We start from the raw sequence: 25,050 nt of genomic DNA on the forward strand, positions 1-25,050 counted from the left end.
TCCCGTGAACATTCGTTCCTTGCTAGCATGCTGGAAGTAACGACGTTGCCTCTCGGCTGGTTGTGGGGATCAGATTTGGTAGAGTCTCTCCTTCTCACAGAAGGAGTGCTTTAGATGGGATTTTTTATCGAGTGCCGCCGTGGGGCTGAGATTATGCATGCTGGGCAAACCAGTACGATCAGCGCCGGTCAGATCAAGCAAGTCGTGGATGAGACGACGCAGGTATCAGCACTAGCTTTTAAAGGTGACGATGAAGCTCGTCGAGCTACATTCGTTGCGACTACATCTCAAGGGAAATTCACTTGGCATGTACTTTTCAGTATCGGTGATGGTGATGCCTATGTAGATGATGTTGTGCTGGTCAGTGCGCCCTCAGGCGCAGTTGTTCAGTCGAACCCTGAGTTTAAGATCCGGAACTCAGATAGCTGATACATCAGGCATTGGCTGATAACCAAGGCCCATCATCGGGACAAAAAATAAGTCATGCCTCGTACCCGGAGGTACGAGGCATGTGTTTGCACAAAAGTCAGTCACTGGATCGGCAGGCCGCACTCTTCAAGGATCTGACGGATCATGTAGTAATCCTCCAGCGGTGCGCCTGTTTTGCTCTCAATAGCATTGACGGCGTCGTCGTGGCAGGCGTCGGTGCCGTATTTGGCGATGTTTACCAAAGGCTCGTAAGGTGCGTCGCCTCTGTCCGGTCCCACATCTCCACGGTATGCAGTGGTGTGACCATTGCTGTCATAGCCCAGATACCAACCCGATTCGATGATGAAGTAACCGTTGGCTCCTTTACCTACCATAGTGCCCTTCGGAAACCCAGGCTGATTCGAGATCGTGGCGCAGCCGTATTGGTCACAGAGTACGTTCAACGAACCGGGTACTTCCTCCAGCGTCTTGGTGCCGGTCTGGGTGTCGATGAAGGGCAGGCGCTTGATCCGTGGCGTACGGTCGCCTGCAGGGCGGCAGTCGTAACTACCGATGCTTCTGTGTTTCGTGGTTGAGCAGCTAAAGACGTTCTCGCCAACAACGTAGTCCACCTCACGCTGCTGGGCCGTGGCGATGTTGCTCGCTGTGACGGCAGTGATCAGCGTGGCAGCAAAGCCGAAAATCAGTTTGGGGTTTGTGGTCAGGTTCATGATCGAACTCCCTTCGTATGGTGAGCGGCTGGCCGCTCGGTATGGGTTGGGTTACTTCTTCTTTTTCTTGTAGCGAACGACGATCCGGTTATGCACCGGGTACTTCTCGATCTCGTAGTCGGGGTTGAAGGTCAGCAGGTTGTGCACGGCAATACTGGTCGCCGATAGCAATCCGAATGCCCCCGTGACTCCTCCAGCAAAACTGCCGGCTGCCAAGCCAACGCGGCCGACGGTGTAAATGCGGCAGGTCAGTCCGGTGACCTCGATCTTGCTTTCGACCAGTCGAACGGCTTCGATCAACTTGCCGCTGAGGCCTACAACCTCAAACGACTCTTTGCGGCTGATGAGTTGAGGCAACTTGGCGGTGGCCAAGTCGTCGAATGTCAGTTGTGTCATGGTGAAGGTCTCGCTTGTTGCGCAATGAAGGGGTTTGCAGTGTCGACTTAGATGGATGGTTGTCGACTCTATGGGTTGGATAACAACCTTTGAGGCCCTTCATGTCAAGAGGATGGCATTCGACCATTCAGGTTGACCTGGAGGGTGTATGCCGAAGTCTGAAGAAACGAACCTGGCCAAAGTGGTGGGCTTGGCGATTGCCAGGCAGCGCATGCTGTGCGAACTGACTCAAGAGCAGGTCGCCGAGCGGTTGGGGATTGGTGGTGAAGCAGTGTCGCGTATCGAGCGTGGCATCGTGATGCCGAACATCGAGCGCCTGATGCAGTTCGCTGAGATATTCGGCTGTGAGGCTGCGGATCTGCTGACCCAAGCCAGCCATCGGCCTGAAGACCAGGCCGTGCGTATCAGCCAGATGCTCAACCAGCTCACACCAGCAGATCGTCAGCTGGTGCTGGAGATGATCGAGCGTCTCACCCAACGCCTGAGTCAGGATTGAGTTCAGGTTCGGGCGCCCGGTTGAACAGTGCCCCGCAACGCAGGCACAGACAGTCGTGTTGCATGAACTGAAAGCGCCGGGCGTCTTGCAGAAAGGGCTGGTTCTCAGCCCATTGCCGCTGAGCCAGTTCAATCCCTTGCGTCACAAATCCCAGCACCTGTTCCAGGTTGATCGGCTTCACTTCAGGTGATGCAGCCTCTGGGCCGGACGGTCGCCGTGTCGCATTCATAAAGCCGCCTATAACGCTGGCCAACATGACCAGCGTGCCGACCGATTCGTTGGTCAACACAGCGGATGATTCACAGATCAAGCAGCGTGTGGACATGATCGCTCCTCGGGGCGTGATGGTGCCCGCAGCAAAGGGTGGTTAGAGCAAGCCCTGTTCAGCCAGCGACACGATGCCTTCTGACCCCACGATGAAGTGATCCAGCGTGGTGGTGCCGACCATGGCCAGGGCGTTTTTGAGTGTCTGCGTCAGGCGAATATCTGCCTGGCTGGGCGAGGGATCGCCGGAAGGGTGGTTGTGCACCAGGATCACGGCAGCGGCGTTTTGCGCGAGCACTGTTTTGATCACTTCACGCGGATAGACGCTGGCAGCGTCGAGGGTGCCGCGAAACAGCTCCTCAAAACTGATCACGCGGTGTTTGCTGTCGAGTAGCAACACCGCGAAGACTTCGTGTGGCAGATCCTGCAGCAACACCTGCAGATGCTCTCTGACTTTGTGTGGATCAGTCAGCGCGCGCCCCTTACTCAGTCGGTGTGTGGCCAACTGTTGGGCCATGCGCAGGATGTCGTTTTCGCTGACGGGCGAATCCACCAGGTAACTGCCGGCGACTTCACCGGCTCTGAGCTTGTGAAATTTCATGGTGTGTCTCCGGTGGGCGAGCCGAGCTGGCTCGCCTGTGGTTAGGCAGAGGGTTCAAGTTGCTGGGATTGGGCTTCGAGTTTCTCAGCGAGTGACTGGGTGTGAACGGTGCTATCGGGTTTCGACTTGGCGGGCTGACCGTCCGGAAAGAACTCTTCAGCAATGGCGCTGCTGTCCTCGCCATCATCCTCGAAGATACCGTTGCCCAGACCGACACGCGCCGTGGCATCCAGTGCGGCTTGATCAAAACCAGCCGCCTGACGCGCCTCATCCAACTCACGCGCAGTAAGTAACGCTTGCTCCACGGTCATGCCGTTGCGCAACGTCAGATCGACGTAGAAGATCGGCGTGCCATGGCTCTGCCGGGTGGATTTGCCACGTAGACGCAGCTCCAGCGGCAGGCACGCCAGACGATCACCTGATATGGCCCGGAAGTACTGCAATCGGGCTATCAGAGTGCGGATGCTGTTGAAACCCGTGGTGCGAAACACGAAGCTGCCCAGAGCATCCTCATCGCCAATCACCACGTTCATTCTTCCGTAGGGCTTGCAGGCGTTGCCCTTGGCCAGAGGACAGGCATCGGGCGAAGGGCAGGGCAGTGATTGAGCGCCGTCCTTGCCGACACGCTTGCAGGTTTCACCGTTGCCGACACACACCGGTCGACCGTTCTGCCGATCAAACAGGGTGTAATCAGCGCGGAAGTTCAGCTCAGGTTCGTTGAACAGCAAGCGCACCGGGATGCTGCGCAGCTTGTCGTCCTTGCCCTGACGCAGTTCGTCATTGAGCGGGTGCAGTAGCCAACCGTCCTTGCCCTGCACCTGAGAGGTGATGGTGAATTGGTCGTCTTTCTCCGGTAGGCGCTTGCCGTTTTTCTCGACGACCTTGCCGATGGAAATGCGCCCGAGCACGGGCGGGGTGATAGCCAGACCTTTGAGCATGATGGCGCTCCTTGAAATAAAAAGGGCCAGTCACACAGCGCGAACTGCATGGACTGGCCAAGGGGAGGGATTGAGTGGAAGAGGGTGATCAGCCGATCAGAAAGCGCCGACTACCTTCCTTGAGCTTTGGATAGCGGGCCTGCAGGTAAGGCTTTTCCTGAAGCAGGCGCTCGACATCGAGCACGGTGCTGTCCTTGGCTTTGCGCCAGCTCACGTAGCCGCTGGAGAACTCGGCGCGGGTGGATTCACCCATGGCCTGCTGCAGCATCTGCTTGAGCTCGGCTTCGCGCTTTTCTTTCTCGGAGATCGATTGACGCACAGCCTTCAGCTCCAGGAAGGCAGCCGCCAGACCGGCATTGCCGCTGAAGTCGACGACCTGGCCATTGTCCTGCGGATACAGGCAACGCAGCGCCAGCTCAGCCGAGGCACTGCCATCGGCAGGTGGTGGGGTATCCGTTTCGACGTACTGCCAGAAACGGCGCTCCAACTCGATCAGGCGAGCGATCATCTGCTCGTCCCGCTCGATACGATGGATTTCCAGCGTCTGACCACCGAGCAACACAGCGACATCAGCTGCCTGCTTGCCGGTGACGGCGAGCTGGTGCATCACCTGCAACTGCACATATTCGGGTACGCCTTCCTTCCAGAGGCGTGCCCCGTTTATGCCGGCTGTCTTGCATTCGAGGATCTGTACCTCGTCTGTACCAATTACCTCGCGATCAATGTTGGCCAACATCCATGAGAGCTCAGGATCTGGGTGCTGAAGTACTGCATTGATGCGCCGGACCTTGTTACCGGTGCGATGGGTGTAATGCCAGGCCACAATGGGTTCCAGCACATTACCCCAGTACATCGGGCTTTCTTCGTCATGTGGGTCGGCTTTGGGTAAGCCTGAATCACGACCGGTTTTTTCCATCCATAGCTCAAGTTGAGACTTGTATGGGTTAAGCCCAACAGCAGCAGCGGCATCAGAGCTACCTATGCCTTGTTTGCGGATCTGTAGCCAGTCTTCACGGGGTAGTTCTTTGGTGCTGACTAAACGCAGGGCAGGCCGGGGTTTACTAACGGGGGCTGTAAGTGAGCGAGCTTTCATCGCGTGTTCCTCTCAGGCACAAAAAAACCCAGACCGTACGAGGCGGTCTGGGCTTTATGGGGATGGTTATAGGATTGAGCTGGTTCTGTGTGGTGAGTCGATTCTTGATCTGCTTACTTGGCGAAAGCACTTAGGGCGTTTTTCCGGCTGCACACCACTGTTCCCACTCGCCCAGCATCTCGTGATGAACGAGAGCGTCTTGCCCAGCTTCATCTCGGTAGGCATTTATCCACTTTTCAACGCATGATGGTGCTGCTGCGTTGGGTGTTTGGCCTTGTGCACAAGCCTGTTCCCATTCGTTTAGCATGTCATGACGAACCAATGCATCTGGCCCTGCTTCATCGCGATAGGCGTTTACCCACGAATCAACGCAGCTGGGGTTTGCAGTAGAGGCGTTAGGTTGCTTGCCTTCAGCGCACCACTGTTTCCATTCTTGAAGCATGTCATGGCGCACTGGTGCGTCTTGCCCTGCTTCATCACGATACGCAGTAACCCATTGATCTAAACATGCAGCGCTTGACCCGCTAGCGGGCTGAGCTGCGTTGGTGTGGCCATTCCAGAACAGACCCACAAGCAGTAGTTGAACGAGGAATTTCACGGTGGTGCTCCTATTGTTCGCGTTCATTGAGTAACTCAGTATGTACGGACATACGAAAATGGCCCGATCTGTTGATCAGATCAGGCCATTTGGTTAAGCCACCAATTGCAGAGCTGTATCCAAAGCACGTTGCTTGATCTGCGCACCTTGGCCAAACCAAGCCGAGTCCATGCGGTACTCGTTACTACGTGCGCGGCGTTCATGGTCCACGTACTCGGTTACGGCATTGAGTAGTCCCCATGCGGTGCCTTGCGCTGAGGCCAGTTGGCTACCGCGTCCACGACCTTCATAGAGCTCCTGTACTCTACGCAGGGCGCGTTCGTTAGGCAGTTGTTCTGGCAGTGGGGCGGTTGGGTTTACATCGCACATGACATCCATGAAAAAGCCCATAGCTTCATGCCAATGTACTTTGCGTTCAGCTAAGTGACGCATGCGATACATAAACTCATCCCATTGAGACACGGCAATGCCCAGCTGACGTTTCACAACGTCTGCGTTAAAGCGCGTGTTGTGCGGCACCTTGATTGCACGACTGGTGCCGTCTAAGGCGATGGTTAATGTGTTATTGCAGACCACGCGCACGGTGGTAGGCGTTGCGGTTGTGGCGAGTGTGCCGTCGCAAGAGGTGGCCAAAAGCAAATAACCATTTACTTGGTCATGGCCTTTAATGGCTGTACCTTGGCCAGTTCGTGCCAGCGCCCAAAACTTACGGCCACCTTTCAGTACACCTGCAGTTTCCAGCTCATAACCTGATACCTCGGTGAGGTCCCGATAGAACTCCAGTACCTCACGAGGTTGGACGGTGTGGTAACGCTGTGACACCACTGAAAGCGGAGCTTTGGTATCCGAGCGGTACAGCACTTTTTGTTCTGGAAAGGAGTGAATGGTGCCTAAGTGGCCTACCGCATCAGCTTTGAAATGCACGGGGCTTTCTTCGATCTGCCAATCCATTCCTGCTTCACGCTGCCAGACCTCAATGGGTTGTTTTTGTGTGAGTTGATTGCCTAAGCCATGCCAGGGAGCTTCGCCTGCATAGGCCATGGTTTCTATCAGATGTGCCATAACGAATTTCCTTAGGGTGCGTGCCGGCATAAAGCGCTGCACATAGGCAGCACCGACAATGAATTCGAAGGGGTTAAACGGGTAGGTTGAAGCGATGACCGCAGCTTGTGCAGGTGTTGTGGGCTAGGACGTGCCGGTCCAGCTTTTCGCCAAGCTGAGCGCCAAGAGTGCAACCTCCAGCTGCGCCTACGAGTCCAGCCATGACTGCTGTGGATAGCTCGTTGAGGTTGGCTGTGGGGAGTTTGTTAAGGCTGGTGATGGATGAGCTGGATTCAATCAGTGGCACGCCTCCAGCGCCACGCATGGCACCGCCTAACAAACCGACAACTGCGCCGACCTGCATGGCGGTGAAGCGTCTTGATATCTCGGCAGAACCACATTGGGGGCATTGCAATGACATAGCGAAACTCCTGAGGTGAATGTCATTGCTGTGATGTGTGGTTGAGATTTTTTTGAATCGAAATACCTGAGGTTGAGTTTGGCAATGTCTGCTGTCGGCCACAAGCGGCCAGTCGGCAATGGCAGTTATTGGAGAGGCTTTCTCCCCTGAGTGAATCGCCCTAGGGGAGCTAATCACCGCATTCTCATGCCCATGAAGCAGCGCCGTCAAAAAAGCCATGTTGTAATGACTAGCTCTTGCGATATCACTAGGCTACCATTCTGATAAAATAGCACTTTCCCACTAATAAATCGCCAATGTATTTATATCTCGTTTAATGGGCGGTATACCAATTCAAAAGAGAGCCTATTTCTATCAAGTGGGTAATCTTTCGTTTATTGCCACACTAAAGAATACAGGGACAGTTAGTGACAGCAGACGTAGAAAACTATTTCGATGCACTACTTGAGCCGGTTGACGGACTGGAAAACGTCCTCAAGGAAGTTTCTGCCTCGCCACCCCTCAAGCAACCTCGATTGCTATTTGTCCGATTTCGAGAGCACGAGCCGCAAACTAATGAGTTTGTGGAGCTTTTATCTGACCACCTCGTAGACTACGCGATACCTTTGACTAAGCGCCAGCAAGCAAATGCTCAAGGTGCTAAATCTAATACGGGCGGCAGCATGGCTGCTGCATCTAGATTGAGGCGCGAAGCAATCCGTTTGCTGGTCAAATACAGTAAGGAAAACTCTAGTCGTTATGGGGAGATTGGGGAGTTGATCTCCTATGTAGTTGCTGTTCACTTCCTTCGTGCCGGCCAAGTAGGCGCTAAGATGGCCCTAAAGACATCTTCAGAAATGCCCGTCCATGGCGCTGATGGACTACATGTCAGAGCGAACCCTGACGGTACAGTGACATTTTTTTTGTTAGAGTCAAAAATAACTCCAAGCGCGGCGGATGCGTCTCGTGAAATGGTCGATTCTGTATCGGAATTTCAGGCTGATCGGGGCAGGCGACTGAACGAGCTCCGTCTTGTAAGCGATCTATCAAATCTTGAGGCACTACAAGGGGAACAGCGCGAAGCCGCTAAATCTTTCTTCAATGTCTATTCAGGGAACGGAAACCATCTCAAGCGCAGAGATATACACGTAGGAAGTCTCGTCTTTAGCGAAGAGGCCTACAATGAGAAGCTAGAACGAGATGCTGAACAGCCCATCACAATTCACGAAGATCACTTCGAGTCTCAATATTCTACCAAGCACCCTAGATTCCAAAAAAATCTAACCAACCAAGCAGCGGCTAAGAATGTGGATCTTGGCGGTTGCATAGTCTTCTTGGTTGCAGTGCCCGATGTCTATAAGTTGAAACGGATATTCGCCGAGCTGAACAATGAACACATTTGCGACTGAAGTAGCACGAGATATACGTCGGGAAGAAGCATTCTGGACTGACCTGGCTGAGCTTAGAGCAGTAGGCATTCGTTCAACACTTTCTGCAGCCGCTCAAGCTGCGGAAGTAAAAGGCCCCGAGCTAGAGGGCGCGACTGTAGCCAGACTCCTCAGCTCCGCTAGCATTTTTGCCCAGGCCAACGATGAACAAAGTCGTGACTTAGCCCAACAAATTGCAGTTTTTTCCTCCCTTGCTTCCAATGATGAAGCAGTGCATCAGGCTGTAGTGCATGTAATGTCAGATTTGGGGAATTTTCCTGGCCTGAACAAGCTTGAGCAGGCGACAGCCGCTGTCGAAAATTTCCAAGCATATATGCGGCGACATCTGCTTGAAGAAATCAATACTGTTGAAATGGCAGGCAAGAGAGTCTCCCTAACCGAGTTTCAGTTGGATGTTTGGGGTAGCTTAAAATCTAGCATTGCAGCAGCGATATCAGCGCCTACCTCCGCAGGAAAATCATACGTAGTTCTCGAACATTTGTGCGAGCGAGCAATTACGGAAGCAAACTTTACCGCTTTGTACATTGCACCAACCAGAGCGCTACTGACGGAGATACAAGGAAAACTAGAGAAACGTTTGTCTCAAGTCTCCTCTGAGCTTCGAATTACGACCATTCCAGTTCTTGATCCCTCGAAGCGCCCTAAACAAATTTATGTCCTCACCCAAGAGCGAGTGCAGTTGTTGCTCTCGACCGTAGACCTTTCTGGAGTTATTGATCTAGTAGTTGTGGACGAGGCCCAGGCGATGGGTGATGACAGTCGCGGCATGATATTGCAGGATGTGCTAGAGAAGATAAAAATATCCAACCACAACGCTCGCTTCCTGTTTCTAGCTCCAGGTGCAAGCGGGTTTCAGCTTATAGGAGATAGCGTTGGATTACCTGAAATAGAAGTTAAGGAAACTTCACTATCTCCGGTGGTTCAGAATCGCATTAATGTTCGTTTCTCGATGCAAAATGAAAATCTCGTTGAGCTAGAGCTTGTCACGCCAAAAAAACTTGAGACTATTGGTTCCTATGTTTTCAAGCGCGGCTTTGCATTGAAGGAAGATGCTAAGCTCGCGGCGGTAGCCCAAGAGTTTGGAGTATCAGGCCGATCCTTAGTCTATGCCACAGGCGCAGCCAACGCTGAGGCATTAGCAGGCCTCATTGCCCTCAATCGAGAATCTAAAACTACAGAAGCGCTGCGCGAGCTATCAAAATTCATCAAACAACATATCCACAAAGATTACTCTCTGGCGGAGTATGTACTGAAGGGTGTTGCTTTCCACTACGGCAGCATGCCTAGTTTACTGCGCGAAGGGATTGAAGATACGTTTCGAAAAGAAGATTTGGATTACCTTTGCTGTACTACAACTTTATTCCAGGGAGTTAATCTGCCAGCTCGAAATGTTTTCATCGATACACCTACAAGAGGAAACAAAGGTGAGCCTCTCGACGAGGCAGCACTTTGGAACTTCGCTGGTCGCGCAGGCAGGCTCGGAGAAGAGGTTGTCGGAAATGTCTTCTTGGTTAATTATGAAAACTGGGAATCTCAGCCGCTTACCGAGCGAAAACCATTTTCAGTAAAGGTCGCTTTCAAACAAACGATAGAAGATGAGTTTGAATCGGTAGTCAAGGTCCTTGAGTTCGCAGCCACTGAAGCGCAAGACGGATCTGTTCGTCTAGGTACTGACGAGCGAATAACCGCCGCGGCGGGTCTAGTGCTCTATCGTTCCGCTCAAGGAAGTCTTGGTGCTCTTCTAGGACGCCCCAGTCTCCAGCTCACTGACGCGCAAAAAATAACACTCAAAAGTTCTGCTGAGAGGGCACTGTTGGAGCTAGGCTTGCCAGAGCAGGTGCTGACAAGCAGCTGGATGATCGACCCTATAGCATTGACGAGTCTGTTGCAGCGATTGCGTCAAGGAGTGAAAAAAGGAGAGTTTGAAAAACTGATTCCAGTAAACCCCTCCTCTGACTCATACAAAGTTTACAATGGCATAATTCGTCGATTGTACAAGCATTTAGGAGGTTTGACTCTTTCAGGGGAGGAGGGCCAAAGAGCTCGCGGATTTGTTAATCATGTAACTGTTACTGCTTTAAGCTGGATGAGAGGTGAGCCACTTACGCAGTTGGTCAGGGAGTCGGTTAAATATCACTTAAAGAAAGCATCTGAAGCCTCTAAAAAAAATCGCAATCAAGCGATAATTGACGCTGCGATTAGAAATATGTTTAGCCTGGTCGAGCAGACAATTCGCTTTAGGTTAGTCCAGTGGGCCAAGGCATATGTAGATCTACTTCGTTTTGTGTTGGCAGAGGCAGGGCGGAGTGATCTCATTGGTCAAGTCTACGATTTCTCCCTAGCGTTAGAGCTAGGCATATCTACCGAAACTGGTCGTTCACTGGTTGAGCTTGGTCTTTCGCGCATTACTGCCTCTGTAATTGCTTCATTGATAACCGACTCGTCATTGACGCCGGAGCAAGTTAAGGAGTGGATTCGTAACCAACCAAATGTGCAGTTGCTTCAACTATCCAGCCTCGTAATCGCTGAACTACGGGCTAAGCAGCTTCTTACTCCAGAGGCTGAATTAGAGGTAGGGACTGAGGATTAGATGGAGCAACCATGCAGCACGAGCGATGCGGTATGGAAAAGTGGACGGATTTATTTATAAGCTAAACCGTCTGCTTCTGGCCGAAAGCGGTAGTTAGTCGCCACCCTTTTTATCGGATCGATACAACCTTTCGATCCCGCCCATCAGCTGTAGCTGCTACGGATAAATTGCCTGTAGCAGCTTGCTGTATGTGTTCGCTCCACCAAGCCATCATCGGGCGTCTACGCTCGATGTAGTCTGCTCGGTTGTAAGCACTGCGCACTTCATCTTTATCGACGTGCGCCAATGCCACCTCAATAAGTTCTGGGTCCCAGCCGTGCTCGTTGAGTACGGTGCTGGCGATTGAGCGCATGCCATGGCTAACCAAGCGGTCTTTGAAGCCCATGCGTTTTAACGCCATGTTTGCTGTCTGACTGTTGCAGTGGGTACGAGGGTTACGGTCTGCAGGGAACACATATTCGCGATGGCCGCTGTAAGGCTTGATCGCTTCTAGTAGTGCTAGGGCTTGCTCTGTCAGCGGGACGATATGTGTGCGGCGCTTTTTCATGCGCTCAGCTGGAATCGTCCAAATCTTTTTCTCGAAGTCGATGTCTTCCCAGCGGGTGGTAGCTGCTTCAGCTGGGCGCGTCATGGTGTGGAGTTGCCACTCAATTAAGCAGCGTGTCGTGCGCTTGATGCTAGCGTTGGCGATGGCAACCATAAGCTCCTTGAGCTCATCCGGTGCCAGAGCTGCCATGTTCTTTTTTTTCGGTTTCTTAAATACGGCACGAATGCCGCTCAGTGGGTTGGCGTGAATCAGGCCAGAGTTAACCCCGTAAGTCATGATTTCGTTTAAGCGCTGGCTAAGGCGCTTCACGGTTTCAAGACTGCCCTTGGTTTCTAAGGGGCGGAGTAGGTTGATGACTAGTGGCGCTGTAATCGCTGAAATCGGTGTTGTAGCTAGATCTGGAAAGATGTGTAGCGTTAGCGAACGCCAAATGTCTTCAGCGTAGGGCTTGGTGACGGAATCCTTTTTCAACTCAAACCAAGCAAGGGCCACATTCTGGAAGGTGTGTTCGGTCTCGGCTTTTTTCGCTTGCTTGAGATTCTCGCGGTCCTCTTTCGGATCAATCCCTGAAGCCAAAAGCTCTCGTGCCGAAATGGTCAGCTTTCTTGCTTGAGCAAGTGAGAGTTCTGGGTAGCTGCCAAGCCCCATGTTGATACGCTTTTTCGTCACGGGGTGGTAGTAGTTGAAATTCCAAAGCTTGGAGCCATTGATTCTCACTCGCATTTGAAGTCCGTCACCGTCAACAAGCACATAGTCCTTGTCCCTAGGCTTGGCAGCTTTGATTTTGACTTCAGAAAGGCGAGTAGCGTGGGCGCACATTGGTATTCCAAAAGTGGTTTTGGTATTCCAAAAATTACCATCTGTTGGCTTGGAATACCAATTGGAATACCAAGGTGAAAAGCTGTCATTGGATGTTATTGAACATCTTTAACGCTGGAGGCCCCGTATTTACTGGATTTCAGGCACAAAAAAAGACGTCCGTGGACGTCTTTAGATGTTGATTTGGTGGAGCCGGGGGGATTTGAACCCCCGTCCGCCAGTTCTCCGCTATCGGTTCTACATGCTTAGCCGTGTCTACTAAGTTAACCCTTGGCCGCCCGACGGGCAGGGTGCTTTGGGCGAGTTGTGTAAGATTTAGTCGCTTCGTCCACAACGTACTAGGCGACGATTCTGTTCTATCTGACAATCAGTTCGGGTTTACAGACATCCCCTAGTGATTGCTGGAGCCGAAGCTACCAGAAGTGCGCTAGGCTGCTTACGCAGCTAGTTGAGCACCGTAATTGTCATCATTGGCAATTATAAGTTTTGCAACAGTGGATTTACGAGTTCTGTTACCCACTCGGCATGCCCCTCAAGTTTCGCCACCGGCGTCGAATCCTAATCGGCCCCAAAACTTTCGTGCAGTTATACAGACACGATTGTACGTGAAAGGTTCATTTTCGTCGACTGTTCAATCGGTGCCCATTCAGCACGCTTTGCCAGCTATGATTGTTGTCTGACACGCTGACAATTCAGGAATCCTCCAACGTATGCCGCGCTACCCATTGCGTCAGTGGATCTGGCGAGCTTTTGTCCAGAGTGCCTTGATACCACTGGTGCTGGTTGAGTTCGTACTGATTGCTGCTTATCTGCTGATGAATAGCGAGATCAGGGACGCTCAGATCGATTACCTGCAAGAAAATGCATTGGAGAATCTGACGACCACTGCACAGCGCGAGGGCCACTTGATTGCGCGGCGGTTGTTGGGTGTGGAGTCGCAGGTCGCGGTGTTCCGGGATATGACTTTGAAGGCGCTGCAGGATACCTCCTTCAAACCGGACGACCTGGAGCGGCAGCGGCATGCTGTAACAGACAGCGGGGTGTTCTACACCAAGACGGATAACGGACGCGCAGCCTCGTTCTATGCCAACAGTACGCCGCTTGCCCAGCAGGACCACGACAAAGCACTGCGTCTGTCTCAGCTGGACCCTCTGATGCGGGCGATGCACAATTCCACGTCGCGTATCGCCTCGCTCTATTTCAACAGTTGGGATAGTTACAACCGCATCTATCCGTTCTTTATGACGCCTAAGCAGTATCCCCATGACATGGTGATACCGGATTACAACTTCTATTACCTGGCAGATGCCAAGCACAACCCAGAGCGCAAGGTGGTGTGGACCGAGGTTTATCTTGATCCCGCCGGAATGGGTTGGATGATGTCTGCGATCGCGCCGGTCTATGCCGGTGACTTTCTGGAAGGCGTTGTGGGGATGGATTTCACCGTCGGGCAGATTCTTGAAAGTATCGATTCGTTGCAGGTTCCGTGGAGCGGCTACGCGATGCTGTTGGATCGTAACGGCAATATCCTCGCGCTGCCGCCTCAGGGTGAGGATGACTTTGGGCTGACCGAGCTGATGGGTTACTCCTACGCTGAGGCGGTACGCCGTGAGGTGCTCAAACCCAAAGATTTCAGCCTGTCTCGCTACCCCCAGTTAAAAACGTTGGTGGAGGCCATGAACACTGGCCCGGACAGCGTTCAGGAAGTTGAGCTGGGAGGGCGCGATCAACTGGTGTCGTGGAGCACGATTCCGCAGACCGGTTGGCGCTTGATGATGGTCGTCGACAAAGAAAATATCTTTACCGAAACCCGTAACCTGGCCCGTCATTACCTGCATATCGGTTATCTGCTGATCGCCGGGCTGCTGGTGTTTTATGTACTTTTCTTCGCGTTGATGTGGATGCGCACCCGTCATTTGGCCTCGCAATTGGCCGGGCCGATCAAGGGCGTCGTGGAGATGATGCGGGCAGTTGGGCGTGGCAACTTCACCACGCCGGTGCCTGATAGCCAGATTGCTGAGATCCACAGCATGGCCAGAGCGGTTGAGGAAACAGGCAGGCAGTTGCAGGCCAGTGAATCTCAGCGCTTGGAGGCGCAGCGTGTACTTGAACTGGTGATGGAAAGTACGACGGAGAGCTTGTGGAGCATTGATGTCCAGTCCATGAGCATTACCCTGAGTGAGCGCTTTGTGAACCGTTTCGGTTTGTCGCCAGAGAAGATGAGTCTGGCTGACTTCAACCAGCGTATGCACCCGGATGATCTGGAGCGTATACGCCATTTGCGCCAGCTGTTTATTAACAGTCAGGAAGATCGCTATGAAGTGGAGTACCGCTATGCGACTCCCAGTGGTGAGTATGTCTGGCTGCTGAGCCGTGGTCGGGTGATTGAACGTGATGGCGATAGAAAACCGTGCCGCATCGCAGGCACTCATGTGGATATCACTCGCCTGAAAACAGTGCAGGAAGAGTTGCGCCGGGCAAGCCTGGACGCCCAAGCCGCCAGTCAGGCCAAGAGCCGCTTCCTTTCTAGCATGAGTCACGAATTACGTACGCCGCTCAATGCGATCCATGGATTTGCTCAGCTCATTGAAATGGAGGCCGAGAGTCGCGCTAATGCTTCGCAAGAGGCGGATTATGCCCGTGAAATCGTCAACGCCAGCCGTCACCTCACCTCGTTGGTGGATGACATTCTCGATCTGTCGAGCATCGAAAACCGTCGACAGCAGCTTAAGCTCAAACCTGTAGAAATCGGCGCGCTGCTCCACGGCTGTGCGGAACTGGTGTTGCCGGAAGCCAAAAAACGTCAGCTGCAGTTGCAGGTTTTGGCAGAGGCTGACACCGGCCTGTATGTGCAAGCGGATGTCCGCCGTGTGCGTCAGGTCATTCTCAACTTGCTCTCCAATGCCGTGAAGTACAGCACTCGGTGCGGGCTGGTGAATCTGGGCTATGAAGTGCGTTCGGATGCCGTGCGCTTGTGGGTTGAAGACAACGGTGTCGGGCTGAGTGAGGAACAACAGGCCAATCTGTTCCAGCCGTTTCAGCGTTTGGGCCGGGAAAACTCAACCATTCCCGGAACCGGTATTGGGCTGGTGTTGTGCCGGGAGCTGGCGACCCTGATGGGCGGCGAAATTGGCTTTGAGAGTTCGCCAGGTTGCGGCAGCCGCTTCTGGATTGATCTGCCGGGAGCCGCCCCAGAACCGCCACCAGAGGAGAGCACTGAGCAGTTGACAGAGCAGCCCGCGTTGCTCGCGGATGTGCTGTGTATTGAGGATCATGCGGCCAGCCTGAAGGTGGTTCAGGAGGCGTTGCGTGAGTTTGCCGAAGTGCGTGGCGTAGGCACCGTCCAACAAGCCCTGGCCGAGCTGGAACTGCATACTCCGACACTGGTGTTGTTGGATCTTGATCTGCCTGACGGCGAGGGGTTGAGCGTGATCGACTTCATGCGCCAGACCCCGCGTCTGAGTTCGGTGCCAGTGATGGTGGTGAGTGCGGCGGCTGATGAAGCGCTGTTCGCCGAGGCCCGTCGACGCGGCGCTCAAGACTGTCTGTGCAAGCCGGTGGACCTGAGTACATTGAAGCGCGTGGCCATTAGTTTGCTGGGACAGGCGTTGTAACAGTTGCAAGCCCAGGAGGAACCCGGCAGGTTAGTCCGCTATTACGGAGCGGCTAGCCTGCTACCTATAACGAAAACAATGCGCCGCTGGCGTGGAGAACAAAATGCCATCCCTGGATACAGAGCAACAACTGGCGGCCAGACTGGCTGTGCTGCAACACCCACAAGCGCAGGATTGCACCCTGTATCGCCCCGATGAGAACGACCCTGAGGCCGAGGAGCAAGACTTGGGCGACGGTAAAATCGTATTCGCGGGGGCATTTAAGGTGCCATCGAGTTGGGATGCAGCTGAGCGTGAAGAGTATTTCGCTGGGTTTGCTGAAGAGCTGTTTGTCACAGCGCGTATTGAGAGTGAGGCCAAGCCGGGCAGCAAGGCTCATTTCACCGCAGATATCGGCGATTACGTAGCCGTCACGCCGGGTTTGGGGGAAGTCGTCATGTATTACGTACACGACTACCTGGAAGACGACAGCGGCTGTGTGTACGTGCTGCAGCGTGATGAAGAAACCCTCGACTGATGCCTGTGCTCCGGGCCCAGACCCGGAGCCTTTTGTCGCTGTAGTAATTGGGTATTACCCGCTGTAGCGGATTAGGGATAACACTTCTGGCTTCCCAACTTCATGAAAGGAACCCCCAGATGGCCGCGAAGAAAATTCTCATGCTGGTCGGCGATTACGTCGAAGACTACGAAGTCATGGTGCCGTTTCAGGCGCTGTTGATGGTCGGCCATCAGGTACATGCCGTTTGCCCCGGTAAGGCTGCTGGCGAGACGGTACGCACAGCGATTCATGACTTTGAAGGCGAGCAGACTTACAGCGAAAAGCCCGGTCACAACTTTGCTCTGAATTTTGCCTTTGATCAGGTTCACGCCGAGGCGTATGACGCATTGCTGATTCCAGGTGGTCGTGCGCCTGAGTATCTGCGTCTGAATGCGGATGTGATCGGCTTGGTGCAGGCTTTCAATACCGCCGGTAAACCGATTGCTGCTGTGTGCCATGGCCCGCAACTGCTGGCTGCTGCCGGTGTGCTTGAGGGGCGCGAATGTAGTGCCTACCCAGCGTGTGCGCCGGAAGTGCGTTTGGCCGGCGGCACCTATATTGATATTCCGGTGGATCAGGCTCACGTCCAGGGCAATCTGGTCACGGCCCCTGCGTGGCCTGCGCATCCGAATTGGCTGGCGGGATTCTTAAAGGTATTGGGCACCCAAATCAGCCTGTAACAGGCGGGGCGCAGTGCACGAGGAGTGCGTTTATGTGTGAATTGTACGTAAAAGCCGATCCGATTCTGTACGAGTCACGCTCGCGCTCCCTACGCATTCGCGGTGTTGTTACCACGTTGCGGCTGGAGAATCAGTTCTGGGACATCCTGCGGGAAATTGCAGAGGTGGACGGCATGACCACAAACCAACTGATCGCCAAGCTTTATGACGAGGTCATGGATTATCGTGGCGAAGTGGTGAACTTCGCCTCGTTCCTGCGCGTGAGCTGTACCCGTTATCTCAGTCAGCGGCGCGCTCCGGTTGAGCTGAGTCTGGTGCGGGCAGCCACCTAATGTGTGGCTCCCAGATCAGATTTGGGAACCGGTACGCGTAACCCGGGGTTGCCCAGCGGGTGACTCATTGAGTTAAAGAAACACAATTCGATGTGCGGGTGCTCGGCGAATAGCTGCTGGTAATAGCTCTTCTGTTGCTCAATGAAATTGCTGTTGTGCGGATAGATAGAAATAGCCAGTGCTTTCGGGCTGGCTTGCTGCACGGCGTGGAGTAGGTGGTGATCTTGCTTACTCAGGCTGTGGCCGAAGATGCATAACCCTTCCGTTGGCTGTGCCAGTTGGCCGAGGCAGTAGGACAGATAGTCCGAACCACGAATGGACTTAAGCTTGTCCTCGCTACTGCTCTCATTCACAAACAGTGGAATATCGCCTAACTGATTGATAGCGAAACTGGCCAGCAGGGTGCTTTCAGATGAGTTGAGCAGGCGCGTGCTGCCATCTGCGTTTTTCACCAGATGCAAACCGCCATGCAGGTAAAGGATGCGTGTCGTGTTGCCTTTCCGCGCTGTGTAGGTTGGCTCGAATGTGGCATCGCTGCCACGGAAAATATTGTCGAAACCTCCAGGCGCGTGCAGTTCAGCCCAGTAGGTCAGCAGGTCGTAATTGCCGTTGTAGACTGTGCGGTAGCGACTGAGCTCCTGATTGATGCTGGCCAGCGTATCGGCAGGCATCTGGCTCCAGGGAATATGAACGGAGCGTATGGCGTGGATCAGCGCTTCTTTAATCGCGAAATAGCGATGGCGCGGTGATGACGCATTGATGGTTAGCGCGGCATTCACCCGGATGCTGTTACGCAGTGCGCCGAGTGCCTGCTCGAAGATATTTGTGTCCATGGCGCGGAATACGCTCAGCTCGGTTGGACTGAGCGGTCGGTTGCGCGTGGTTTGAGCTTCATCAAACAGTGAGAAGTAAGCAAAGTTGCGCCAAACCGCCAGGCTTGCACCATTTCCGAGCAACAAGTCCGGGAATGACTTTCTGGCGCGCAGCGCGTCCCAGTTTTCAAGTTCGCCGTTTGCTGCCAGGGGTTCCATAATTGCTCTCATTGTGTGGCCGAAAATACCGGCGGACTTTATCACGCCTCAAACGTGTCTCGGCGGGGCCTTTCGAGCTTCTCAGTTAGCAGGATGGTACGACTGTTCGGCAGTTGTGCGCGCAATCCCTATACGGGTGAACCAGTGAGGACGTGCAATGATTGAAGAATTACGCATTGAAGACATCAAGGTTGGCGACGGCAAGGAAGTTGTAAAAGGTGCGTTGATTACCACCAATTACGTCGGATTCCTGGAAGATGGCCGCGTATTCGACTCATCTTACGAACGTGGTAAAGCCTTTCAGTGTGTTATCGGCACAGGTCGGGTCATTAAGGGCTGGGATCTGGGAATGATGGGAATGCGTGTAGGCGGTAAGCGCAAACTCTATGTGCCATCCGCGCTGGGATATGGCGACCGCGAGTTCGGCGCTTTTATTAAGCCGAATTCAGACTTGATCTTCGAGGTCGAGCTGCTTGAAGTGCTGACAAGGGACGACTGACCTTCAGCACGCCGTAAAAAATATGGCAGAGTATTTGCTAAGAAAATTCTTAGACATGTCGCCATGAATCCGGCTCGCAATGGTCGGATTCCCACTTGTCTTGCGATAGCTGTGACTTGTTGTCGTGCGCACCGCTTGTCTTGTCTCGTGAATTTTTTGTTATTTTTTATTGATCTAAAACCTTTTTTTATTATTCACTAAGCGTCTTAGCAAGAAAGTGCTAGATGCTGGCCTGTCCGGGGTCTGACAGCATCACCTTGTCCCGGCCCGGCAAATCGCCGGATCTATGTGTGCACCATCGTGGAAGTTGTTGCGGCCTCTGGGCAGTGGTACTTGCCATGCGTCAGGGCACAGTCGTACCACCACTAACATGAGGACACTGGATGGAGCACAACATCTCCCTGATCACCACCTTGGCCGGCGGCTTTGGCCTGGCGCTTATTTTTGGCTTTATTGCCGAGAAGATTAAGCTGCCAGCGCTGATCGGCTACCTCTGCGCCGGGATTATCTTAGGCCCTGCAACGCCTGGTTTTGTTGCCGATATGGAGCTGGCTGCACAGCTGTCAGAAATCGGCGTGATGCTGCTGATGTTCGGTGTCGGCTTGCATTTCTCCCTGGACGATCTGTTATCGGTTAAGAAAATCGCATTGCCCGGTGCAATCGTGCAGATGGGCCTTGCTACGGTTTTGGGGATGGCTGTCGCGCACTGGTGGGGGTGGAGCTTCGGGGCTGGGCTTGTCTTCGGTCTGTCGCTGTCTTGTGCCAGTACGGTTGTGCTGCTCAAGGCCCTTGAGTCCCGCGGAATTCTCGACTCCATGAACGGCCGTATTGCCGTGGGCTGGCTGGTGGTCGAGGATTTGGTCACCGTGCTGGTGCTTGTTTTGCTGCCGCCGTTGGCAGGCGTGCTGGGCAGCACGACGGTCGTAGAAACCAGCAGTGATCCACTGTGGTACACACTGGGTAAAACCTTATTGCTGGTGGCGGGCTTCCTGGCGGTCATGCTGGTAGCCGGACGCCGCCTGATTCCGTGGTTGCTGATGCATGTGGCTAAGACTGGCTCCCGCGAGCTGTTTACCCTCTCGGTGGTGGCGGCGGCGATCAGTATTGCCTATGGTGCGGCTGCTTTGTTCCAAGTGTCGTTTGCACTGGGGGCCTTCTTTGCTGGCATGGTGATGCGTGAATCGGATCTCAGTCACCGTGCGGCTGAAGAATCATTGCCACTGCGCGATGCGTTTGCGGTGCTGTTCTTCGTCTCGGTCGGCATGCTGTTTGATCCGCTGGTGCTGCTCAAAGAGCCTCTGCATGTGCTGGCAGTGGTGGGCATTATCGTTATCGGTAAAACCCTGGCGGCTGCGGCGTTGGTGTTGGCTTTTCGTTATCCGCTCAATACCGCATTCACGGTGGCGGCTAGCTTGGCGCAGATCGGCGAGTTCTCGTTCATCCTCGCTGGGCTTGGTCTGACTCTAGGGTTGATGCCACAAGAGGGCATGAGCCTGGTGCTGGCAGGTGCACTGATTTCCATTGCGCTGAACCCGGCCGTGTTTGCGGCGGTTAAACCACTGAAAGAGCTGGCGCTGCGTCGCTCCTCGTTTGCCCGCCGCCTTGAACACCGAGAAGACCCGCTGGCTGTGCTGCCAATGAGCACTGAGAGGAAGTACCTTGAAGGCCAGGTGGTGATGGTGGGTTACGGTCGTGTTGGTCGACGTATTGCCCGCAGCCTGTTGGAGCGGCACATCCCGTTTGTGGTGGTGGAGCAGAACCGTGAGCGCGTGGAGCAAATTCGCAATCAGGGCATGGTCGCTGTCAGTGGTGACTCGGCTGAGCCGGGCACGTTGATCCAGGCTCACATCGCTGACGCAGCGATGCTGGTGATTGCCACTCCTGATCCGATGAATGTACAGCGCATGGTGGAAACTGCGCGCATGCTCAACCCGGATATTGAGGTGGTGATTCGTACTCACAGCCCTGACGCAGTGGAGATATTCCGTAAGGATTCGCTGGGTGAAGTGTTCTTTGATGAGGAAGAACTGGCACGCGGTATGAAAGCGCACATTCTGTCCAAGTTCGCCGATCAGGCTGCGGCGCCAAAAGGCCACTGACAACCGAGTCTTTACAGACAATAAAAAACCCGGCCTGAGCCGGGTTTTTTATTCGGGCGATTACTTGACCTCGACGGCCAGGCTTTCGTGGATCTTCTTGTTCCAGATCGCCGGGCCAGTGATGTGGACCGACTCGCCTTTGGTGTCGACTGCCACGGTAACTGGCATGTCTTTCACTTCGAACTCGTAGATCGCTTCCATGCCCAGTTCCGGGAAGGCCACAACCTTGGACGCTTTGATCGCTTGGGACACGAGGTAAGCCGCGCCGCCTACAGCCATCAGGTATACCGCTTTGTTGTCCTTGATCGCGTCGATGGCGATCGGGCCACGCTCGGATTTACCGATCATGCCCAGCAGGCCAGTGCTTTCCAGAATCTGACGGGTAAACTTGTCCATACGAGTTGCGGTAGTCGGACCAGCCGGGCCAACCACTTCGTCGCCAACCGGATCAACCGGGCCCACGTAGTAAATGAAGCGACCTTTGAGGTCTACCGGCAGCTCTTCACCTTTGTTCAGCATGTCGACCATGCGCTTGTGCGCAGCGTCGCGGCCGGTCAGCATCTTGCCGTTAAGCAGAACGGTTTCACCGGGTTGCCAGCTTTGAACGTCTTCTGGGGTCAACGTGTCGAGGTCCACGCGGCGGGCACTTGGGCCTGCTTCCCAGACGATTTCCGGGTAAGCGTCCAGATCCGGCGCTTCCAGCGAAGCTGGGCCGGAGCCATCGAGCACGAAGTGAGCGTGACGGGTGGCGGCGCAGTTCGGGATCATGCACACCGGCAGTGAAGCGGCGTGGGTCGGATAATCCTTGATCTTTATGTCCAGAACAGTGGTCAGACCGCCCAGGCCTTGGGCGCCGATGCCCAGCTGGTTGACCTTCTCGAACAGTTCAAGGCGGATTTCCTCGATGCGGTTCTGCGGGCCGCGGGCCTTCAGTTCGTGGATGTCGATGGACTCCATCAGCACTTCTTTGGCCATCACGGCTGCTTTTTCCGCAGTACCGCCGATACCGATGCCGAGCATGCCTGGCGGGCACCAGCCTGCGCCCATTTCCGGAACGGTTTTCAATACCCAGTCAACGATGGAGTCGGATGGGTTGAGCATCGCCATCTTGGACTTGTTTTCGGAGCCGCCGCCTTTGGCTGCCACGTCCACTTCAACGGTATTACCCGGAACGATGGAGTAGTGGATAACCGCTGGGGTGTTGTCCTTGGTGTTTTTACGGGCACCGGCCGGGTCGGCCAGAATGGAGGCGCGCAGCACGTTTTCCGGCAGGTTGTAAGCGCGGCGAACACCTTCGTTGATCATGTCATCAACGCTCATGGTGGCGCCGTCCCAGCGTACGTCCATACCCACGCGGACGAATACGGTGACGATGCCGGTGTCCTGACAGATTGGACGGTGGCCAGTGGCGCACATGCGCGAGTTGATCAGGATCTGCGCGATGGAGTCGCGTGCAGCCGGGGATTCTTCTTTCAGGTAGGCCTCATGCATGGCCTGGATGAAATCCACGGGATGGTAATAGGAAATGAACTGCAGGGCGTCGGCAACGCTCTGGATCAGATCATCTTGCTTGATCACGGTCATGCTAGGCGCGCTCCTTTAATAGGGCAGGAACTTTGAAGAGCGCCGGGCGGGCCCAGCGCGTATTTATCAGGGCCCGGGGCTCAGGATAAAAGGGCCGCTAGTATACCTTGCAAGGCTTATCACGGACACCTTCAAGGTCTTAGGGCTCTGATAGAGAAGAACTATTTACTCTTAGGCTACCCTGTTTTTTTTTGTGGAAATAAGAGTAAATTGACATTGTTGTGCCAGCATGGGACGGAGCCTGTGACATCATGAAAAATAATTCTCAGCACGCCTTGCAGCATCTGTTGCGCAAACGTTTTGCAATGGCGTTGATTTCATATCTGCTGATTTGCGCTATCAGCCTTCTGGCGACAAGTACTGGGCTGATCAAGCTCTCGTCAGGGGCTGCACTGCTAGCGCTGGTGGCATTGGTTGTCAGTCAGGCCATATTTTTAAGCTTGTTTCTGTCGAATCTGAACCTGCGCTTCAAAGACCCAAGTCTCACTCTGCCCCAGGTTCTTTTCGGTTTGGCCTGGATAAGCCTGCTGCTTGTTGTATTTGACGAGGTACACAGCAGTTTGCTGGTTTTGTACTGCCCGGTCCTTTTATTTGGCATTTTCCAGTTAAGACCCAGAGTCGTTGTAGGCTGTGCGCTGTTTGCATTTGCCGGGTTCCTCTGCGCTCATCTCTACCAAGGCTTTTTTGATCAGGCCATGGACGTGCGGCATGTTCTGCTCCAGGGCTGTATTCTGGCCGGCATGCTGGTCTGGATGTGCCTCTTTGGCAATTATGTCTATTCCCTACGTCAGCAAATGCGCCAGCGGCGCTACGACTTAAGGGCTAGCCAAGACACTTTGCGTGGCATGATGAGCAAGCTCGAAGATCTGGCCGCCACGGATGAGTTGACCGGGTTGTTCAACCGCCGGCATTTTTTGCATGTGGTCAATGAGTCCCTGAAGTGTATGAGGCCTGAGCAACAGTTTGGGATTGCACTCATTGATCTGGATAACTTCAAGAGCATTAACGATGTCCATGGGCATGCTGTAGGGGACCGTGTTCTGCAGCTGTTTGCTGCGGTTGCGCAAGCGTGTTTGCGGGAAGGTGATGTCCTGGCCCGCTATGGCGGTGAGGAGTTTGTCCTCTTACTTCCTGACTCGGATGCTGATCAGCTCAGTGCCTGCTGTGAGCGTTTGCGCCAGACCTTTAATGAAGCAGAACAAGTTGGGATGAGTGTGAGAGATCTGAGTCTTTCTGTAGGTATGACATTGCTCAGTCCGGGGGATGATTTGGACAGCGCAATGCGCCGGGCTGATCAGGCGTTGTACCGTGCTAAGCATGAGGGGCGTAACCGTTGCGCTGCCAGCTGGGGAGAGGTAATTGCCTGATTTGCTAGTAGGCGGGCGCAGCGTGAGTGTGGCGCACAATGCCAATTTGCTCGACAGCCTGCTTGAGGCAGGGATTAATGTTTCTTACAGCTGTCGTGCCGGTAGTTGCCATGCCTGCCTTGTGCGGGGTGTAAGTGGCACTCTGCACGATATAAAGCCCGATGCCCTGACCACCGCGCAGCGCGATCAGGGCTGGCACCTGGCTTGCCAGTGTCTGGTTGTTGATGACGCTGAAGTTGAGGTGTTTGATGCGGCCCGAGATGGCATTCCGGCAACTGTCCACAGCTGTGACTGGCCCAGTCCGAATGTCCTGCGCTTGCGCCTTATGCCGCAGCGCCCGTTGCGTTATTCCACTGGACAGCACCTGTCGCTGTGCGCAGACGATGTGATCAGGCCGTACTCTCTGGCCAGCTTGCCGGGAGAGGACTCTTGGTTGGAATTTCATATCGACTGCTATCGGCCCGGTGCTTTCACGACAATGGCCAAAGCGCTGAGTGTCGGAGCCCAGCTGAGCCTTGGTCAATTGCATGGTGCGGCACTGCGTTACGATCCCGAGTGGCAGGACCGTCCTTTGCTACTCATGGCTTCCGGAACAGGACTGGCACCTTTGTACGCAGTACTGCGTGAGGCGCTGCGTAATGATCATCAAGGGCCCATCCGTGTGCTGCATGTTGCGCGACATCCTACAGAGCACTATCTGAAGCCTGAATTGGGCGAGATAGCTAAGCAGCACGATCAGGTTCAGATTGAGCAAGTCAGCTCGACCGACTTGTCCGCTGCTTTGGCCGAACTACGCCTTGTTCCACGTCAAACCATCGCCTTACTCTGCGGCCATCCTGACAGTGTCGAATGTTTTGCACGGCATCTCTATCTTGCCGGTTTGCCGCGCAGCCAGATCTTCACTGACAGTTTTTTGCCCCACGCTTAGCGTCGTCC

General features: G+C 54.1%; 24 protein-coding genes and 1 other RNA gene. 12 read left to right on the forward strand and 13 right to left on the reverse strand.

Going from position 1 to position 25,050, the window contains the following annotated elements:
- The first annotated feature begins 114 nt into the window (after positions 1–114).
- Positions 115–429 carry a hypothetical protein gene (locus AO726_RS17290; protein ID WP_058069353.1) on the forward strand — a complete coding sequence of 105 codons (315 nt, stop codon included), beginning with the start codon at positions 115–117 and terminating at the stop codon, positions 427–429.
- Between the two features lie 101 nt (positions 430–530).
- Here AO726_RS17290 and AO726_RS17295 read toward each other — a convergent pair whose 3' ends face one another.
- Complete coding sequence (locus tag AO726_RS17295) at positions 531–1,139, reverse strand: hypothetical protein (RefSeq protein WP_058069354.1); 609 nt, start codon at positions 1,137–1,139, stop codon at positions 531–533.
- A gap of 51 nt (positions 1,140–1,190) precedes the next feature.
- Positions 1,191–1,535, reverse strand: coding sequence for a hypothetical protein (locus tag AO726_RS17300; protein ID WP_058069355.1), 345 nt, complete (start codon positions 1,533–1,535; stop codon positions 1,191–1,193).
- A 148-nt stretch (positions 1,536–1,683) separates the two neighbouring features.
- On the opposite strand from AO726_RS17300, the gene AO726_RS17305 reads away from it, so the two are divergent.
- Positions 1,684–2,031, forward strand: coding sequence for a helix-turn-helix domain-containing protein (locus tag AO726_RS17305; RefSeq protein WP_033939302.1), 348 nt, complete (start codon positions 1,684–1,686; stop codon positions 2,029–2,031).
- Here the strand turns inward: AO726_RS17305 and AO726_RS17310 are convergent.
- From AO726_RS17310 to AO726_RS17340, 7 genes are all read right to left on the reverse strand, one after another.
- Complete coding sequence (locus AO726_RS17310) at positions 2,006–2,356, reverse strand: hypothetical protein (RefSeq protein WP_058069356.1); 351 nt, start codon at positions 2,354–2,356, stop codon at positions 2,006–2,008. The genes AO726_RS17305 and AO726_RS17310 overlap by 26 nt on opposite strands.
- A gap of 42 nt (positions 2,357–2,398) precedes the next feature.
- Positions 2,399–2,896, reverse strand: coding sequence for a RadC family protein (gene radC / locus AO726_RS17315; protein ID WP_058069357.1), 498 nt, complete (start codon positions 2,894–2,896; stop codon positions 2,399–2,401).
- A gap of 41 nt (positions 2,897–2,937) precedes the next feature.
- Positions 2,938–3,834 carry a recombination directionality factor gene (locus AO726_RS17320; protein ID WP_058069358.1) on the reverse strand — a complete coding sequence of 299 codons (897 nt, stop codon included), beginning with the start codon at positions 3,832–3,834 and terminating at the stop codon, positions 2,938–2,940.
- A gap of 88 nt (positions 3,835–3,922) precedes the next feature.
- Positions 3,923–4,927 (reverse strand): YqaJ viral recombinase family nuclease, encoded by a 1,005-nt coding sequence (locus AO726_RS17325; RefSeq protein WP_058069359.1) that lies wholly within the window; start codon positions 4,925–4,927, stop codon positions 3,923–3,925.
- 130 nt (positions 4,928–5,057) lie between these two features.
- The gene (locus tag AO726_RS17330; protein ID WP_152987314.1) at positions 5,058–5,525 is read right to left on the reverse strand and encodes a hypothetical protein; all 468 of its coding nucleotides are present in this window, start codon (positions 5,523–5,525) and stop codon (positions 5,058–5,060) included.
- A 93-nt stretch (positions 5,526–5,618) separates the two neighbouring features.
- The gene (locus tag AO726_RS17335) at positions 5,619–6,587 is read right to left on the reverse strand and encodes a DUF932 domain-containing protein (protein WP_058069361.1); all 969 of its coding nucleotides are present in this window, start codon (positions 6,585–6,587) and stop codon (positions 5,619–5,621) included.
- A gap of 73 nt (positions 6,588–6,660) precedes the next feature.
- Positions 6,661–6,987 carry a hypothetical protein gene (locus tag AO726_RS17340; RefSeq protein ID WP_058069362.1) on the reverse strand — a complete coding sequence of 109 codons (327 nt, stop codon included), beginning with the start codon at positions 6,985–6,987 and terminating at the stop codon, positions 6,661–6,663.
- A 407-nt stretch (positions 6,988–7,394) separates the two neighbouring features.
- Here AO726_RS17340 and AO726_RS17345 point away from each other — a divergent pair, with 407 nt between their 5' ends.
- Positions 7,395–8,375 (forward strand): HamA C-terminal domain-containing protein, encoded by a 981-nt coding sequence (locus tag AO726_RS17345; RefSeq protein WP_058069363.1) that lies wholly within the window; start codon positions 7,395–7,397, stop codon positions 8,373–8,375.
- On the forward strand, positions 8,356–11,004 hold the full coding sequence (locus AO726_RS17350; protein ID WP_058069364.1) for a DEAD/DEAH box helicase: 2,649 nt from the start codon (positions 8,356–8,358) through the stop codon (positions 11,002–11,004). The genes AO726_RS17345 and AO726_RS17350 overlap by 20 nt, the downstream gene beginning before the upstream one ends.
- A gap of 109 nt (positions 11,005–11,113) precedes the next feature.
- On the opposite strand, the gene AO726_RS17355 is transcribed toward AO726_RS17350, so the two are convergent.
- Together AO726_RS17355 and ssrA are read right to left on the reverse strand one after the other, a co-directional pair.
- Entirely contained in the window at positions 11,114–12,370 is a 1,257-nt protein-coding gene (locus AO726_RS17355; protein ID WP_058069365.1) for an integrase domain-containing protein, read from the reverse strand.
- Between the two features lie 184 nt (positions 12,371–12,554).
- Positions 12,555–12,940: a transfer-messenger RNA gene (ssrA, locus tag AO726_RS21045) on the reverse strand.
- A 140-nt stretch (positions 12,941–13,080) separates the two neighbouring features.
- On the opposite strand from ssrA, the gene AO726_RS17360 reads away from it, so the two are divergent.
- From AO726_RS17360 to AO726_RS17375, 4 genes are all read left to right on the forward strand, one after another.
- Entirely contained in the window at positions 13,081–15,984 is a 2,904-nt protein-coding gene (locus AO726_RS17360; protein ID WP_058069366.1) for an ATP-binding protein, read from the forward strand.
- Between the two features lie 103 nt (positions 15,985–16,087).
- Positions 16,088–16,501: a hypothetical protein gene (locus tag AO726_RS17365; protein ID WP_058069367.1), complete on the forward strand. Its 414-nt coding sequence runs from the start codon at positions 16,088–16,090 to the stop codon at positions 16,499–16,501.
- A gap of 119 nt (positions 16,502–16,620) precedes the next feature.
- Positions 16,621–17,202: a DJ-1/PfpI family protein gene (locus tag AO726_RS17370; protein WP_058069368.1), complete on the forward strand. Its 582-nt coding sequence runs from the start codon at positions 16,621–16,623 to the stop codon at positions 17,200–17,202.
- A gap of 32 nt (positions 17,203–17,234) precedes the next feature.
- Positions 17,235–17,534 carry a ribbon-helix-helix domain-containing protein gene (locus AO726_RS17375; protein ID WP_058069369.1) on the forward strand — a complete coding sequence of 100 codons (300 nt, stop codon included), beginning with the start codon at positions 17,235–17,237 and terminating at the stop codon, positions 17,532–17,534.
- Here AO726_RS17375 and AO726_RS17380 read toward each other — a convergent pair.
- Positions 17,531–18,565: a DUF4917 family protein gene (locus AO726_RS17380; protein WP_058069370.1), complete on the reverse strand. Its 1,035-nt coding sequence runs from the start codon at positions 18,563–18,565 to the stop codon at positions 17,531–17,533. The genes AO726_RS17375 and AO726_RS17380 overlap by 4 nt on opposite strands.
- Before the next feature lie 157 nt (positions 18,566–18,722).
- Between AO726_RS17380 and AO726_RS17385 the strand changes: the two genes are divergently transcribed.
- Both AO726_RS17385 and ybaL read left to right on the forward strand, forming a co-directional pair.
- Complete coding sequence (locus tag AO726_RS17385) at positions 18,723–19,064, forward strand: FKBP-type peptidyl-prolyl cis-trans isomerase (RefSeq protein WP_058069371.1); 342 nt, start codon at positions 18,723–18,725, stop codon at positions 19,062–19,064.
- Positions 19,065–19,447: 383 nt separating this feature from the next.
- A complete protein-coding gene (gene ybaL, locus AO726_RS17390) occupies positions 19,448–21,163 on the forward strand; it encodes a YbaL family putative K(+) efflux transporter (protein WP_058069372.1) in 1,716 nt (571 codons plus the stop codon).
- A gap of 60 nt (positions 21,164–21,223) precedes the next feature.
- On the opposite strand, the gene AO726_RS17395 is transcribed toward ybaL, so the two are convergent.
- Positions 21,224–22,747: a fumarate hydratase gene (locus AO726_RS17395; RefSeq protein ID WP_058069373.1), complete on the reverse strand. Its 1,524-nt coding sequence runs from the start codon at positions 22,745–22,747 to the stop codon at positions 21,224–21,226.
- 251 nt (positions 22,748–22,998) lie between these two features.
- Here AO726_RS17395 and AO726_RS17400 point away from each other — a divergent pair, with 251 nt between their 5' ends.
- Positions 22,999–24,114: a GGDEF domain-containing protein gene (locus AO726_RS17400; protein ID WP_058069374.1), complete on the forward strand. Its 1,116-nt coding sequence runs from the start codon at positions 22,999–23,001 to the stop codon at positions 24,112–24,114.
- Positions 24,107–25,042: an iron-sulfur-binding ferredoxin reductase gene (locus AO726_RS17405; RefSeq protein WP_058069375.1), complete on the forward strand. Its 936-nt coding sequence runs from the start codon at positions 24,107–24,109 to the stop codon at positions 25,040–25,042. Before AO726_RS17400 ends, AO726_RS17405 begins: the two co-directional genes overlap by 8 nt.
- Positions 25,043–25,050 lie beyond the last annotated feature (8 nt).

Origin of the sequence: Pseudomonas sp. TTU2014-080ASC (genome assembly GCF_001446935.1) — a bacterium.
Classification (GTDB): Bacteria; Pseudomonadota; Gammaproteobacteria; order Pseudomonadales; family Pseudomonadaceae; genus Aquipseudomonas.

Coding starts and splice junctions, on each gene's coding strand:
- AO726_RS17290 (WP_058069353.1), top strand. CDS start 115: ATGGGATTTTTTATCGAGTGCCGCCGTGGGGCTGAGATTATGCATGCT.
- AO726_RS17295 (WP_058069354.1), bottom strand. CDS start 1,139: ATGAACCTGACCACAAACCCCAAACTGATTTTCGGCTTTGCTGCCACG.
- AO726_RS17300 (WP_058069355.1), bottom strand. CDS start 1,535: ATGACACAACTGACATTCGACGACTTGGCCACCGCCAAGTTGCCTCAA.
- AO726_RS17305 (WP_033939302.1), top strand. CDS start 1,684: ATGCCGAAGTCTGAAGAAACGAACCTGGCCAAAGTGGTGGGCTTGGCG.
- AO726_RS17310 (WP_058069356.1), bottom strand. CDS start 2,356: ATGTCCACACGCTGCTTGATCTGTGAATCATCCGCTGTGTTGACCAAC.
- radC (WP_058069357.1), bottom strand. CDS start 2,896: ATGAAATTTCACAAGCTCAGAGCCGGTGAAGTCGCCGGCAGTTACCTG.
- AO726_RS17320 (WP_058069358.1), bottom strand. CDS start 3,834: ATGCTCAAAGGTCTGGCTATCACCCCGCCCGTGCTCGGGCGCATTTCC.
- AO726_RS17325 (WP_058069359.1), bottom strand. CDS start 4,927: ATGAAAGCTCGCTCACTTACAGCCCCCGTTAGTAAACCCCGGCCTGCC.
- AO726_RS17335 (WP_058069361.1), bottom strand. CDS start 6,587: ATGGCACATCTGATAGAAACCATGGCCTATGCAGGCGAAGCTCCCTGG.
- AO726_RS17340 (WP_058069362.1), bottom strand. CDS start 6,987: ATGTCATTGCAATGCCCCCAATGTGGTTCTGCCGAGATATCAAGACGC.
- AO726_RS17350 (WP_058069364.1), top strand. CDS start 8,356: ATGAACACATTTGCGACTGAAGTAGCACGAGATATACGTCGGGAAGAA.
- AO726_RS17355 (WP_058069365.1), bottom strand. CDS start 12,370: ATGTGCGCCCACGCTACTCGCCTTTCTGAAGTCAAAATCAAAGCTGCC.
- AO726_RS17360 (WP_058069366.1), top strand. CDS start 13,081: ATGCCGCGCTACCCATTGCGTCAGTGGATCTGGCGAGCTTTTGTCCAG.
- AO726_RS17365 (WP_058069367.1), top strand. CDS start 16,088: ATGCCATCCCTGGATACAGAGCAACAACTGGCGGCCAGACTGGCTGTG.
- AO726_RS17370 (WP_058069368.1), top strand. CDS start 16,621: ATGGCCGCGAAGAAAATTCTCATGCTGGTCGGCGATTACGTCGAAGAC.
- AO726_RS17375 (WP_058069369.1), top strand. CDS start 17,235: ATGTGTGAATTGTACGTAAAAGCCGATCCGATTCTGTACGAGTCACGC.
- AO726_RS17380 (WP_058069370.1), bottom strand. CDS start 18,565: ATGGAACCCCTGGCAGCAAACGGCGAACTTGAAAACTGGGACGCGCTG.
- AO726_RS17385 (WP_058069371.1), top strand. CDS start 18,723: ATGATTGAAGAATTACGCATTGAAGACATCAAGGTTGGCGACGGCAAG.
- ybaL (WP_058069372.1), top strand. CDS start 19,448: ATGGAGCACAACATCTCCCTGATCACCACCTTGGCCGGCGGCTTTGGC.
- AO726_RS17395 (WP_058069373.1), bottom strand. CDS start 22,747: ATGACCGTGATCAAGCAAGATGATCTGATCCAGAGCGTTGCCGACGCC.
- AO726_RS17400 (WP_058069374.1), top strand. CDS start 22,999: ATGAAAAATAATTCTCAGCACGCCTTGCAGCATCTGTTGCGCAAACGT.